At 38.5% G+C, this 12,804-nt stretch carries 12 protein-coding genes and 2 pseudogenes; 2 read left to right on the top strand and 12 right to left on the bottom strand.

From position 1 onward, the window contains the following. Positions 1 to 108: pseudogene (locus GQO80_RS12490) on the top strand (IS982 family transposase); the annotation flags it as partial. Between the two features lie 189 nt (positions 109 to 297). Here the strand turns inward: GQO80_RS12490 and GQO80_RS12485 are convergent. The 12 genes and pseudogenes from GQO80_RS12485 to GQO80_RS12430 form a co-directional block, all read right to left on the bottom strand. Further along, on the bottom strand, positions 298 to 1,227 hold the full coding sequence (locus GQO80_RS12485; protein ID WP_157208697.1) for a mevalonate kinase family protein: 930 nt from the start codon (positions 1,225 to 1,227) through the stop codon (positions 298 to 300). Between the two features lie 37 nt (positions 1,228 to 1,264). Further along, positions 1,265 to 1,611, bottom strand: a pseudogene (locus tag GQO80_RS12480) (four helix bundle protein). Between the two features lie 40 nt (positions 1,612 to 1,651). Then, positions 1,652 to 2,770, bottom strand: a complete 1,119-nt coding sequence (locus tag GQO80_RS12475; RefSeq protein ID WP_157208696.1) for a diphosphomevalonate/mevalonate 3,5-bisphosphate decarboxylase family protein — start codon at positions 2,768 to 2,770, stop codon at positions 1,652 to 1,654. A gap of 269 nt (positions 2,771 to 3,039) precedes the next feature. After that, positions 3,040 to 4,293: a BaiN/RdsA family NAD(P)/FAD-dependent oxidoreductase gene (locus GQO80_RS12470; protein ID WP_157208695.1), complete on the bottom strand. Its 1,254-nt coding sequence runs from the start codon at positions 4,291 to 4,293 to the stop codon at positions 3,040 to 3,042. After that, a complete protein-coding gene (locus tag GQO80_RS12465) occupies positions 4,290 to 4,976 on the bottom strand; it encodes a glycerophosphodiester phosphodiesterase (RefSeq protein WP_157208694.1) in 687 nt (228 codons plus the stop codon). The genes GQO80_RS12470 and GQO80_RS12465 overlap by 4 nt, the downstream gene beginning before the upstream one ends. Positions 4,977 to 4,979: 3 nt before the next feature. Further along, a complete protein-coding gene (locus GQO80_RS12460) occupies positions 4,980 to 5,843 on the bottom strand; it encodes an acyl-CoA thioesterase (protein ID WP_157208693.1) in 864 nt (287 codons plus the stop codon). Between the two features lie 23 nt (positions 5,844 to 5,866). Further along, positions 5,867 to 7,432: a protein adenylyltransferase SelO gene (locus tag GQO80_RS12455; protein ID WP_157208692.1), complete on the bottom strand. Its 1,566-nt coding sequence runs from the start codon at positions 7,430 to 7,432 to the stop codon at positions 5,867 to 5,869. Next, positions 7,429 to 7,968, bottom strand: coding sequence for a peptide-methionine (S)-S-oxide reductase MsrA (msrA, locus tag GQO80_RS12450; protein ID WP_157208691.1), 540 nt, complete (start codon positions 7,966 to 7,968; stop codon positions 7,429 to 7,431). The genes GQO80_RS12455 and msrA overlap by 4 nt, the downstream gene beginning before the upstream one ends. Continuing rightward, positions 7,958 to 8,419: a peptide-methionine (R)-S-oxide reductase MsrB gene (gene msrB, locus GQO80_RS12445; RefSeq protein ID WP_157208690.1), complete on the bottom strand. Its 462-nt coding sequence runs from the start codon at positions 8,417 to 8,419 to the stop codon at positions 7,958 to 7,960. The genes msrA and msrB overlap by 11 nt, the downstream gene beginning before the upstream one ends. A gap of 199 nt (positions 8,420 to 8,618) precedes the next feature. Further along, positions 8,619 to 9,305: an NUDIX hydrolase gene (locus GQO80_RS12440; RefSeq protein WP_157208689.1), complete on the bottom strand. Its 687-nt coding sequence runs from the start codon at positions 9,303 to 9,305 to the stop codon at positions 8,619 to 8,621. Between the two features lie 36 nt (positions 9,306 to 9,341). Beyond that, on the bottom strand, positions 9,342 to 9,998 hold the full coding sequence (fsa, locus tag GQO80_RS12435; RefSeq protein WP_157208688.1) for a fructose-6-phosphate aldolase: 657 nt from the start codon (positions 9,996 to 9,998) through the stop codon (positions 9,342 to 9,344). A gap of 55 nt (positions 9,999 to 10,053) precedes the next feature. Next, positions 10,054 to 12,090 carry a transketolase family protein gene (locus GQO80_RS12430; protein ID WP_157208687.1) on the bottom strand — a complete coding sequence of 679 codons (2,037 nt, stop codon included), beginning with the start codon at positions 12,088 to 12,090 and terminating at the stop codon, positions 10,054 to 10,056. A 245-nt stretch (positions 12,091 to 12,335) separates the two neighbouring features. On the opposite strand from GQO80_RS12430, the gene GQO80_RS12425 reads away from it, so the two are divergent. Beyond that, positions 12,336 to 12,803, top strand: coding sequence for a hypothetical protein (locus GQO80_RS12425; RefSeq protein ID WP_157208686.1), 468 nt, complete (start codon positions 12,336 to 12,338; stop codon positions 12,801 to 12,803). Position 12,804: the final 1 nt, after the last annotated feature.

Genomic DNA, 12,804 nt, shown 5'->3' with positions numbered 1-12,804 from the left:
TTTAAAACCAGAATAATATCTAAGATAACTGCTTTAACAACTATCCAGTATATCAATAAGTTTATATTTGACAGAAACATTAATAATATTAAAATTAGCATTATTTAAAATGCACAACGGGTTTAAGTAGTATGTGTTTCTGTTTCCGTGAAAGCATCATCTAAAGTTTCTTTTTGGTTTTTGATTTGAACCACCAATACACTAGGTAGATTACCCCAAGCAAAAGAATTAACTGCGCTATTTTCCAAATGATAAAACCAATAGAAAAACCTTCATCAACTTCCATAAAAAGGGGTGTTAAAAATTATAAACCACTTCTAATTTATGGTCTTTCAATGCTTGTTTTGCCTTGTCGATATCTTCGGTAAAACCCAAAATATAGCCACCTCCGCCAGAACCGCACAGTTTTAAATAGTATTCGTTGGTTTCGATGCCCTTTTTCCAAAGTTCATGGAACTGCAAGGGTATCATGGGCTTAAAATGGTTCAATACCACTTTTGATAATTGCTTGGTGTTTTTAAATAAGGATTTGATGTCGCCTTTCAAGAAATCATCCACACAGGCATCGGTATGTTTTATGAATTGGTTTTTTATCATGTTGCGGAATCCTTCCTGCTTCATTTTTTCCATAAAAATACTAACCATGGGTGCGGTTTCGCCAATAATGCCGCTATCCAACAGGAATACGGCTCCTTTGCCATCGGTTTTCTGCGATGGGATGCCGGTAGCTTCAATGTTATCTTTGGAATTTATAAGAATAGGAATGCTCAAATAGCTGTTCAATGGGTCGAGTCCAGATGATTTTCCGTGGAAAAACGATTCCATTGCCGAAAATATGGATTTCAACTTTAACAATTTTTCGCGGGTTAAATTCTCTAAAACGGTAATTCTGTTGTGTGCATAATTATAGTAAATAGCGGCAACCAACGCACCGCTACTGCCAACGCCATAGCCCTGCGGAATGGAAGAATCGAAATACATGCCGGCCTCTACATCGGCTTTTAAGGTTTCAATATCAAACGTTACCAGTTCTGTACTAATTGTTTCAAGATAGGCGGCGAACCGCTTTAAACTTGCGTTCGATTTTATAGCAGCTTCCGAAGGATTTCCATCGGTTTTTAAAGCACCATTATAAAAATTATAGGGAATGGACAAGCCTTTGGAATCCTTGATGATGCCATACTCGCCAAAGAGTAATATTTTCGAGTAAAATAATGGTCCTTTCATTTTTCTTAATTAATAATTAAAAGTGAAAAATTAATAATTATTCTTTTGAATTTTTAACGATGCTTGCTATTAATTTTAATATTTCAACGGGTTTGGGTTTAAACACATCAAATATAGTTTTATCAATAAATTCTGTTTTTTGAAGCAAATCTAACCAATAATCCGTTTCGTTGGCTTCTTTTAAACTAATCGACATTTATTTATAAAATCCGACTTGCTTTGGGCAAATTCAGCTTCCATTACGTTCGCTCCTATGGATGTTCCAAACTTCAATAATTGCCTTGACATCACATATTCGTTCTTCTTAAATGCCAACTCTTTATATAAATTTACAATATCTATGGCAAAATCAAAGTTTTTATCCCTAATAATATTTGGTTTCATAATAAATAATTAAATTTATCTATCTAATACAAGCTTTAAACTATTCATTTTTAATTAATCGTGCTCCAAAACCAATTTGGTCGCAAATATAATGCCCATTTTGACAATGTGCAACTAATTCATTCTTAATGAATTCTAAAATTTTGGCGGTTTCATTTTTTGGATACAGAATATGCACGTTTGCGCCAGCATCTAAGGTAAAACCAATGTGCAGGTTGGTTTTTTGCCTAAACTTCCAAATTTTATTGATGATTTCCAAGGTATTTGGCTTCATTAAAATGAAATAGGGCATACTGGTCATCATCATTGCGTGCAAGGTTAGGGCTTCGCTTTCCATAAGTTGGATGAAGGCTTTTAAATTGCCCGATTCTAAGATGGGTTTTAACGTTTCAAAATTATCATGGGCTTGCCTAAACCTATTTTTTGCATACGGATGGTTGTGCATCAGGTTGTGCCCAACGGTGCTGCTTACCTGTTTTTCGCCTTTGTCAACCAGCAGAATGGTGTCTTGAAAATCTTTAAAATTGCCATGTACTTTGTAGGGGTATTTTACCCCAAATAAATCGCTGCTGCCCTCAATTTGTTTCGTTTTTCCCCAAACAATCAAGTCGCCCTCAATGCTTCGGCAAGCACTTCCGGAACCTAAACGCGCCAAAAAAGAGGCTTTCTGGTTGAAATATGCCTCATTGAACGGCCTTTCAACTGCGCCCAAAGCATTATTTGCTTCAATAAGTTGTTTTTCAATACTCATTAAACACAAGGCCAGAGCGCTCATGCCCGATGCCGATGAAGCGATTCCTGAACTGTGCGGGAAGGTGTTTTCCGTTTCAATTTTAAAGTGATACGCTCTTAAAAAAGGCAAATAAACCTCAACGCGCTCAAAAAAGGTTTCTATTTTTGGTTTAAAATCGTCTTTCTTTTCGCCATCCAAAAACACTTCAAATGAAAAATAAGCTTGGGTTTCTTTTTTGGAAAAACTTACGGTTGTGATTGTTTTGCAGTTTTTAAGCGTGAAGCTTATCGATGGGTTTTCGGGAATTTGGTCTTTCTTTTTTCCCCAATATTTAATTAACGCAATGTTACTGGGCGATTCCCATGATACCTTTCCGCTATCGATGGTGCTGTTGTATTTTTTTGGGATGAACTGTTGTTGGGCCATTTTATTTTAATTCTTCAGACAAAGATAATAGTTTTAGCAAGGTTTTGTAGTTTCTCATTTTCCATACTTTCCAACATGGTGTCCCTCATTTTTTTGTATTCCTTTAAAAGGTTCGTTTGTTTTCTAAAACGGCAATGGTTTTATCGTCCGGTTTTATTAACTTTTTTTTTCGATGATATTTTAGATTGCGTATAAAAAACAATTAAACATAAGGTTTTTAATAGATTTTATTTAATCGAAAACCTACAAGGTTTTTAAAACCTTGCAGGTTACCGAACGATATTTTTAGCTACGATGTAAGCGCCTGTCCACGCGTTTTGAAAATTAAAACCGCCTGTAAGGGCATCGATATTTAACACTTCGCCCGCAAAATATAGGTTTTTATGCAATTTACTTTCAAAGGTCTTGAAGTTAATTTCCTTTAAATCGACACCTCCAGCGGTTACAAATTCTTCTTTAAAGGTGCTTTTTCCATCCACTTTAAAAATAGCCTGGGTAAGTTGGGAAGCCAAAGTTTCCAGTTGCTGTTTGTTTACATTTGCCCAACAAGTTTCTTGGGTTATGTGTGATGCCAGCACCAGTTTTTGCCACAACCGTTTGGGCAAATCAAATTGTGAAGATTTATAAACTGATTTTTTTGCAAAATCGTTTTTATAGACTTTCAAATTCTTAAAACAATCTTCAAACGACTGTTTTATAAAATTAATTTCAATTTCAAATTTATATTGGCACCTTGCCAATTCCAGAGCCCCAAACGCCGAAAGTTTTAAAATAGCGGGCGCACTCATGCCAACATGGGTAATTAGCAATGGCCCTTCAGATTCTAAAACCTCCCTGTCTTTTCGAGACATCTCTCCTTCAAAAGGAGGGAAATTATCAAGTACTTTAACCGTTACATTTTGTGCTACAACACCTGGAATATCTTTAATGCGTTCATCGTTCACATTAAAGGTAAAAAGCGATGGAACGGGTTGTGAAATGGTATGCCCTAAATTTTCTAAAAGTTTCCAGATTTTTGGGTTACTTCCTGTGGTAATCACTAATTTTTCTGTTGAAAAATCGCCTTCAGACGTTTCTAGTTTCCAAGAATTGGCTACTTTTTCAATTGATTTTACCGCATAGTTGTATAAAATTTCAACTTGGTGCTTTTTAGCTTCATTCAAAAAACAGTCAATAATGGTTTGCGAAGAATCGGTTATTGGGAACATGCGTCCGTCTTCTTCAATTTTAAGTTGCACGCCACGTTTTTCAAACCATTCTATGGTATCGCCGGTCATAAATTGATGAAAAGGCCCTAATAATTCTTTTTCGCCCCGTGGGTAATGACGCACCAATTCATGCGGTATAAATTCGGCGTGCGTTACATTGCAGCGACCGCCGCCAGAAATTTTCACTTTCTGTAAACCCTCTTTACCGCGTTCTAAAATGGTTACCTTTAGTTTCTGGTTTTGTTCGGCAATAGTGATGGCTGCAAAAAAACCCGCGGCACCACCGCCCACTATGATCAGCTCTTTTTTAGTCATATCCTATCTGGATAATCGGAAATTATCCCATCAACCTGGTACGATTTAATACGTTCTAGGGGTTTTAAATTATTCACTGTATAAACGAAAACCTTATAATTTTCCTGTAATTTTTCAACAAGTTCTTGGGTTAACATGGTATAATCCACATGAATGGAAACGGCATTAACGGTTTTGGCAAAACTAACGGCTTTCTCTAAATTCGTGTCTGTAAGAACCCCTAAAGGTATTTTGTTGTTAATTTTATAAACAGATTCCAGCAAACCCGACTGAAAACTGGACACAATAAAATTTTGATAATTCCAGCCTTTCTTTTCAATAAAAAAAGCGATCAATCTGCATGTCTCCTTTGCAGTGTTTATGCCTTTCAACTCGATGTTTATAATACATTTTTTATCAATTAAAAGTAAAACTTGGGATAATGTTGGAATTTGGTACCGATCTTTTACTTTTAATTTTTTCAATTCTTTAAGGGTGTATTTCGCTATTTCGCCATCGCCATCAGTCATTCTATTCAATGTAAAATCATGAAAAACAACCAGTTCACCCGATGCGCATAAGTGTACATCTATTTCAATGCCATCTACCCCCAAATCCAACGCCTTTTGAATGGATTCTAAGGTGTTTTCAGTAACATGCCCTTTCGCACCTCGATGCCCAATTTTAAGAATTTTATGGTTCATTTTTTAGTTTTTAGGCCGCATTAAACCTTCTTGCGCTACCGAAGCAATTAACTTGCCATCTCTGGTAAAAATATTACCTCGGGCAAAACCACGGGCGTTGGAGGCACTAGGCGATTCGATGGCATAAAGCAACCAATCATCAAACTCAAAATCCCTAAAATACCACATAGAATGGTCCAAACTGGCCGTTTGCGTATTGCCCCAATGGGCTTTACTGGCATGCGGATATAGGGTAGCACCTAAAATATTATAATCGGAGATGTAAGTTAGTATTTGTTGTTTTGTAGCTAAATCCAGATTTTTTGTATCGCCCTTTAATTTAAACCACACATCGCTAAAGGGTGGCAAATCAATTTTATCATTCGGATTTACAATAAGGGTTGGCTTAAACTCAACAGGACGCTCAATTTCAAAAAAAGCTTTAAGGCTTTTGGGTATAAAATTGCCATATTGCTGAAGGATATCCGTCCAACTTAATAAATCTTCAGGTTGTTTTAAATGCGGTTTTATTTCAAATTGATGGTTATGGCCTGTTTCTTTTTTATGAAACGACGCCGATAAAATAAAAATAGTATGTTCTTTTTGATGTGCCGTTACCCTGCGTACCGAAAAACTGCCACCATCTCGCACCAAACTAACATTATAGGTAATGGGCAATTCTAAATTTCCTGCTTCTAAAAAATAAGCATGCATGGAGTGCAAAACGCGGTTGTTGGTAATGGTTCTGCTCGCTGCGTTTAAGGCTTGCGCCAACACCTGACCCCCAAAAACAATAGGGCTGCCAATGGTTTTACTCACACCGTTAAACGCGGTGTCACTTATTTTTTCTAAAACTAGTAGGTTTAATAAATCGTTTACGGAAGTCATTTTAATTTTTTAATACAAATATACTAAGAACTGCACGACAACATAGAACAACCTACTTTATATCGCGCCCAATCGGGACGTTTTGCAAACCATTTTTCGTTTTCGGGCTGCTCGCTGTACGGGTTTTTAAGCAGTTGGAACAAATCGTCAATTAGTTGATAGTCGCCTTTATCGGCCGCATCAATGGCTAATTGTGCCATATAATTCCGTAAAACGTATTTGGGATTTATAGCGTTCATTGTTGCTTTTCTTGCTTCGGAAGTTGTTTCTTCTTGCGCTAAACGTTCGGCATATTTTTGAAACCAACTGTTCCATTTTTGGTGCACTTCCAACGTTATTTCTGTTGGAATATAAAACGCTTCTTTTACAATTTCTAATCCATCAGCCCCTTTTTCAGAATTGAAATCACTTAATTTTCTGAAGAACAGCGTCATATCGGTTTCCGTAAGTTGTAAATTAGCTTCTAAATCTTTAATTAAAGAAGCATCAAACGCATCTTGCATTTCCAACCCTAATTTGGAACGCATCATTTTTAAAGAATCCCTTTCAAAATTCGTTTTATAGGTATCTAAAACGGTTTCCAGCGCTTTTACATCGTCAATTAAAGGAAACAAGGCGTTTGCCAATTTATACAAATTCCACAGCCCGATATTGGGTTGATTGCCATATCGGTAGCGTTTGTGCTGGCGGTCGGTGGTATTTGGCGTCCAACCAAAATCGAAGCCTTCCAACCAGCCGTAAGGGCCATAATCGATGGTTAAACCAAGGATGGACATGTTATCGGTATTCATTACACCGTGCACAAAACCCACACGTTGCCAATGTATAATCATATCCAAGGTGCGTTGCGCAACGTCGTTAAAAAAGGCCAAATAGGTTTCTTTTGAAGGGGTGCCTAAATGACTAAAAAAGTGCTTGATAGTGTAATCTGTTAGCGTTTTTAAGGTTTTGAAATCTTCCCTAGCTGTTAAAATTTCAAAGTTTCCGAAGCGTAAAAAAGAGGGTGCCACTCTACAAACGATGGCCCCTTTTTCATATTCGGGGTTGCCATTGTAAAGCACATCCCTTAAAACCTGATCGCCCGATAGCGCCAAAGACAACGCTCGGGTGGTTGGAACACCCAAATGAAACATGGCTTCACTACACAAATATTCTCTGATGGAAGACCGCAATACAGCCAACCCATCGGCGGTTCTGGAATACGGGGTGTGTCCTGCGCCTTTTAATTGGATTGCCCAACGGGTATTATTATGAACGATTTCGGCTAAATTAATGGCACGCCCATCGCCCAATTGTCCTGCCCAATTGCCAAATTGGTGCCCGCCATAACACATGGCATAGGGTTTGGTGTTTGGCAACACGCTATTTCCTGTAAACACGTTTAAAAAGGCTTTGCTTTTAGCTTCTTTTTGGGAAATCCCTAGATTTTCGAGCATTTCGGGCGACACATGAAGCAATTCTGGATTTGAGGTTTTTTTGGGCGTTACATACGAAAAACAGGCATTTTCAACTTGTCTTCTGGTATTTTCCAGAAGGGGATCTGCCGGTAATTCTTTAGTAAAGGTATCTTTTATATTTAGGTTCCTCATTTCAATTGTTCTGCGTGCAACTTTCTAAGTTTTGCCAATTTCGGCATAATCACAAAACTACAATAGCCTTGTTCCTTATTATTCCTGTAATAATTTTGATGGGCATCTTCCGCTATATAAAATTGTTTCAACGGACTCACCTCTGTTACAATTGGGCCATCATAATACGCTGCAACTGCCTTAATAAGGGTTTGTGCGGTTTCTTTTTGAGTTTCATCATGGTAAAAAATAACCGAACGGTATTGCGTACCAACATCGGCCCCTTGTTTATTTAGGGTTGTAGGGTCGTGGGTGGTCATAAAAATTAACACTAATTCTTTATAGGAAATAATGCGCTCATCAAAAGTAATTTGAACCACTTCGGCATGACCTGTTAACCCCGAACAAATTTCGCGGTAGGTTGGATGCCCAGGCACGTTGCCCCCTGAATAGCCAGACACTACGTTTTCAACCCCTTTTATTTCTTGAAAAACAGCTTCGGTACACCAAAAACAGCCACCGCCAAAGGTTGCTAATTTTAAATTTTTAGTTGCCATGGTTAACCTCCTTTTCTAATTGCATGGATTCTGAGTTGATACAATAACGCAATCCGCTGGGTTCTGGACCATCAGGAAAAACATGCCCCAAATGGGCGTCGCAGGTGTTGCACAGCACCTCAACGCGCACCATACCAAAGGAATTGTCTTTATGATATTTAATGGCATTTGGTTTGATAGGCTGTGTAAAACTTGGCCAACCCGTACCCGATTCAAACTTAATCGTAGAATCGAATAAAGGCGCATTACAGCACACACAGTTATATTTTCCTGCATCGTGAACCGTGCACAAAGCACCAGTTCCGGGAGCTTCAGTCCCTTTTTGCCTGGTAATTCTATATTGCGCTGGGGTTAATTGCGCTTTCCATTCTGCATCTGTTTTTTCAATACGCTTGTCAGGTATTGGATTTCCGTTTACGGCGAAATTAATGATAGCTTTCCAAGTTAACATACTGGTAGTTCCTTTCTTTTAAATTAAAATTATTTTGATTGATGTTAGTCGGTAAAACCGCTAAACACTTTCAAGCCTTAACTTTTCAAAAGATAAAAAGAAAAGAGTACAAAAGCAAATAAGGCAGCACTATTAAAACGGCTACCTTATTTAATGCGTATGCAATAATGTTTAAACCTTAGCAATTTAAAATATTAAATTACAGGTTAAAATTTTGTTCCTTTTTGTACAGGGCTTCATCGAATTGATAGAAATAGGCGCCTTTTCTGGAAACGGACATGTCTTTTTCGTTCAGTTTCACTAGGTAGTTCATTTGCATGACTTTTCTTCGGAAATTCCTTTTGTCAATCGGTTCATTCAAAATACCCTCATAAAGTGCCTGCAATTGTGGCAAGGTGAATTTTGATGGCAATAAATTGAAGGCGATAGGGTAGTTTCGCACCCGACGCCGTAACCGTTTTATGGCAGAATCGACCATATCTGCATGGTCGAACACCAGTTTTGGCAGGTCGTCAATAGGGAACCATTGTGCATTATATTTCTGTACTAAGGCTTCGTCGTATTCCGATTTTAAAATCATGGCACTGTAAACGGTTGAAACAACACGCCCCGAAGAATCCCTATCGGCTTTACCAAAGGTTCGTACCTGTTCCATGTAAATATTCTTTAAGCCAGACAAACCGTACAGCACCCTATTGGCGGCCTCATCCAGATCTTCATCATTGTCAATAAACCCGCCAATTAAAGACCATGTACCCATTTCTGGCTGAAACCCCCGATGGATTAATAGAACTTCCAGTCGGTTGTCGTTAAAGCCGAAAATGATACAATCAACAGCTAATTTAATTTGTTGTGCATCCCTGTATTTTATGTTATCGAATACCATGTTTTTAAAAATATTGGCACAACAAAATTCAACTAATTACTTATTCCCTTTTTGGTAATCCAATAAAAACTGAGCCAAACCGCTATCGGTCAATGGGTGCTTTAACAAGCCTTTGATAGCCGATAATGGCCCCGTCATGACATCCGAACCTAACTTGGCGCAATCGATAATATGCATGGTATGGCGTACCGATGCCGCAAGAATTTGGGTTTGGAAGCCGTAGTTATCATAAATCATTCTGATTTCAGAAATAAGGTGTAGGCCATCGGTTGAAATATCATCCAAACGCCCAATAAATGGCGACACATAAGTTGCGCCCGCCTTGGCTGCCAATAAGGCTTGACCCGCTGAAAACACTAAGGTTACATTGGTTCTGATGCCTTTATCTGAAAAGTATTTACAGGCCTTGATTCCGTCGGCAATAAGAGGTAATTTTACAACAATTTGAGGATGAAGTGCTGCCAATGCCTCACCTTCTTTTACCATCCCCTCAAAGTCGGTTGCAATAACTTCGGCGCTTACATCACCTTCTACCAAATCGCATATTTTTTTGTAGTGTGCCAAAATATTTTCTGCGCCGGTAATACCTTCCTTTGCCATTAATGACGGATTGGTTGTAACACCATCTAATACGCCCAACGCTTGAGCTTCCGCAATATCGTTTAAGTTTGCTGTATCAATAAAAAATTTCATAGTTTCATGTGTTTTTTACCGCCAGTGATTGACTCCTTGGCAGCTGATTATTTTTTTAAACTGTTTTTAAATATTCCAATACTTGTTGGCTCACCTTTTTACCCGTAAACCCGAATTTCTCATCTAAAACGTTTGCTGGTGCCGAATATCCAAAATGGTCCAAGCCGAAAACAGTTCCTTTTTCGCCAACCAAACCTTCAAAATTTACGGGCAATCCTGCTGTTAAACTAAATAATGGTTTGTTTTTCGGGATGATGCTGTTTTGGTAATCGGTGCTTTGAAGTCGGAACAGGCCTTCTGAAATGATTGAAGCTATGTTTACCTTCAGGCCGTTTTCAGCTTCTAAAATTTCAGCAGCGTCCAAAAGCGTTGCAACTTCCGAGCCATTGGCAATTAGTACCACGTCTGGATTTTGAACTTCTTTTACTAGATAGCCTCCTTTTTCAGCAGCCAATGCTTCATCATATCTTAGGGTTCCAATGGCTGGAATGTCTTGTATGTTTTGTCTGGAAAGAATTAAACCAGTGGGTGTTTCCTGGTTTTCCAATGCCATTTTCCAAGCTACCGAGGTTTCGGCAGAATCGGCAGGTCGTAATGCCAAGAAACTTGGTTTTCCGCTGTGGTTTTTCAATTTTTCCATTAAACGTATTTGAGCTTCCTGCTCGATAGGTTGGTGTGTTGGCCCATCCTCGCCCACTCGAAAGGCGTCATGCGTCCACACATACTTAACCGGTAACTCTTGAATACAGCTTAAACGGATGGCGGGTTTCATATAATCGGAGAACACGAAAAAGGTTGCCACCACCGGAATAACGCCACCGTGCAATGCCAAACCATTTGCTATGGCTGCCATGGTTAATTCGGCAACCCCGGCCTGTAAAAAGGAACCATTAAAGTTGCCTTTTTGCATAACGGTAGTTTTCTTTAGGAAGCCATCGGTTTTATCGCTATTGGACAAATCGGCGGAAGACACAATCATATTTTCGACGTTTTCAGCCAAATAGCCCAATACATTTGAGGATGCAGCCCGTGATGCCAAACCTGCTTTATGTGCAATAGAGCCAAAATCAAGTTTTGGTAATTTCCCTGAAAGGAAAAAATCCAATTTGGCCGAAAGTGCTGCGTTTGCTTGTTTCCAAGTGGCGATTTCTGCTTTCTTCTGTGCCGCTTGCGCTATTTTTTCTTTTAATACATTTTTATAGTACGCTTCTACATCCGGAAAAATATCAAAGGGGCTTTCTGGGTTTGCGCCTAGGTTCAGTAAGGTTTTTGTATAATCGGCACCGGTATGCCCAATAGGTTGCCCGTGCAGTTCGCAGTGGCCTTCGTACATACTGCCATCGGCAGTAACGCAGCCTTTACCTATAATGGTTTTACCAATAATTAAGGTTGGCCGCTCGGTTTCTTTATTGGCATCGGTTAAAGCTTTTCTTATTTCATCATGGTTATGGCCATCAATAGAGATCACGTTCCAACCCCATGCTTTGTATTTCATGGCCGTATCTTCGCTGGTCACTTCATTGGTAGCGCTTGATAGTTGAATATCGTTGGAATCGTAAAACATGATGAAATTATTCAATCCCAAATGGCCGGCAATGCGCCCTGCACCTTGCGAAATCTCTTCCTGTACCCCACCATCGGAAATAAACCCATATATTTTGTGGTTCATCCAGTCACCAAATTTCGCCTGTAAAAATTTTGCGGCAATGGCTGCCCCAACGCCCATGGTATGACCTTGCCCTAATGGCCCTGAGGTGTTTTCAACCCCTCTTTTTACATCAACTTCTGGGTGCCCTGGCGTAATAGAACCCCATTGTCTAAAATTAGCAACATCGTCTTTTGCATAGTTTCCTAACAAATAATACTGTGCATACATTAAGGTAGATAGATGCCCCGCGTCCATAAAAAAACGGTCCCTAAACGGCCATGTCATGTCTGATGGGTCGTAATTGAAGAACTCCGAGTAAAGAATATGCATAAAATCTGCACCTCCCATAGGCCCACCGGGGTGTCCTGAATTTGCTTTTTCTACCATGGCTACAGCTAGTGCCCTAATATTATCTGCTGCTTGTTGATCTAATTTTTTGTTCATGTTTAATTATGGTTAATTTTAATGGCCAACACCATGGTTGGATTACATTCAAACTGGTTTTCAATAGAATCTGCAAAAATAAAAAAACATTTCCCTAAAACCTATTTTGAAGGCTTTTCAAATTATATTTGCAAATATATAATAAATTAATAAATAAGTGTTTTAAAAACACTTATAAATATTTTGAAAAATAAAAAAATTAGACCTTTAAAAGTATTACCTTAAACAAACCAATCCAAGCAATAATGAAACTATTCCTATCTCTCGCGTTATTGGCATTCACTTTAGGCATTCAGGCGCAAGAAGTAATGCACCAAGGCACCACTTACAAGATTAAGGGCAAAACCATTTTAAAAGAAGGTGTAGATGTTACCAACACCTTATCAATGGACGAGCAAACCCAAATTAAAGAGGCTTTCGCAAAACAAAAAGCCTTAAACAAAGAGCGTTCAGAAGCTGAAAAAGCGATAAAGAAAGCTGAAAAAGAACAAAAAAAGGCCGAAAAAAAACAAAAACAAGCCGAAAAAGAATTGAAGGCGAGACAAAAAGCGCAATCGAAATTTGAAAAAGCGGAAAAAAAATACAATAATGAACGCTCGAAACTTGACCGCTTGAAAAAGAAAGGGCAATTACCTACAAAAGATGAAGCAAAGTGGCTCAAAAAAATGGAGGATTTAAAAAAAGATCTCGACAAAGCTAAAAAGAGACTTTAAC

This window comes from Mariniflexile maritimum (genome assembly GCF_009746565.1).
Lineage (GTDB): Bacteria > Bacteroidota > Bacteroidia > Flavobacteriales > Flavobacteriaceae > Mariniflexile > Mariniflexile maritimum.
This window is presented reverse-complemented; position numbering and strand designations above follow the sequence as displayed.

What these genes read in the sequence shown, in the direction of transcription:
- GQO80_RS12485 (WP_157208697.1), bottom strand. Translation starts at nt 1,227, where the DNA reads ATGAAAGGACCATTATTTTACTCGAAAATATTACTCTTTGGCGAGTAT.
- GQO80_RS12475 (WP_157208696.1), bottom strand. Translation starts at nt 2,770, where the DNA reads ATGGCCCAACAACAGTTCATCCCAAAAAAATACAACAGCACCATCGAT.
- GQO80_RS12470 (WP_157208695.1), bottom strand. Translation starts at nt 4,293, where the DNA reads ATGACTAAAAAAGAGCTGATCATAGTGGGCGGTGGTGCCGCGGGTTTT.
- GQO80_RS12465 (WP_157208694.1), bottom strand. Translation starts at nt 4,976, where the DNA reads ATGAACCATAAAATTCTTAAAATTGGGCATCGAGGTGCGAAAGGGCAT.
- GQO80_RS12460 (WP_157208693.1), bottom strand. Translation starts at nt 5,843, where the DNA reads ATGACTTCCGTAAACGATTTATTAAACCTACTAGTTTTAGAAAAAATA.
- GQO80_RS12455 (WP_157208692.1), bottom strand. Translation starts at nt 7,432, where the DNA reads ATGAGGAACCTAAATATAAAAGATACCTTTACTAAAGAATTACCGGCA.
- msrA (WP_157208691.1), bottom strand. Translation starts at nt 7,968, where the DNA reads ATGGCAACTAAAAATTTAAAATTAGCAACCTTTGGCGGTGGCTGTTTT.
- msrB (WP_157208690.1), bottom strand. Translation starts at nt 8,419, where the DNA reads ATGTTAACTTGGAAAGCTATCATTAATTTCGCCGTAAACGGAAATCCA.
- GQO80_RS12440 (WP_157208689.1), bottom strand. Translation starts at nt 9,305, where the DNA reads ATGGTATTCGATAACATAAAATACAGGGATGCACAACAAATTAAATTA.
- fsa (WP_157208688.1), bottom strand. Translation starts at nt 9,998, where the DNA reads ATGAAATTTTTTATTGATACAGCAAACTTAAACGATATTGCGGAAGCT.
- GQO80_RS12430 (WP_157208687.1), bottom strand. Translation starts at nt 12,090, where the DNA reads ATGAACAAAAAATTAGATCAACAAGCAGCAGATAATATTAGGGCACTA.
- GQO80_RS12425 (WP_157208686.1), top strand. Translation starts at nt 12,336, where the DNA reads ATGAAACTATTCCTATCTCTCGCGTTATTGGCATTCACTTTAGGCATT.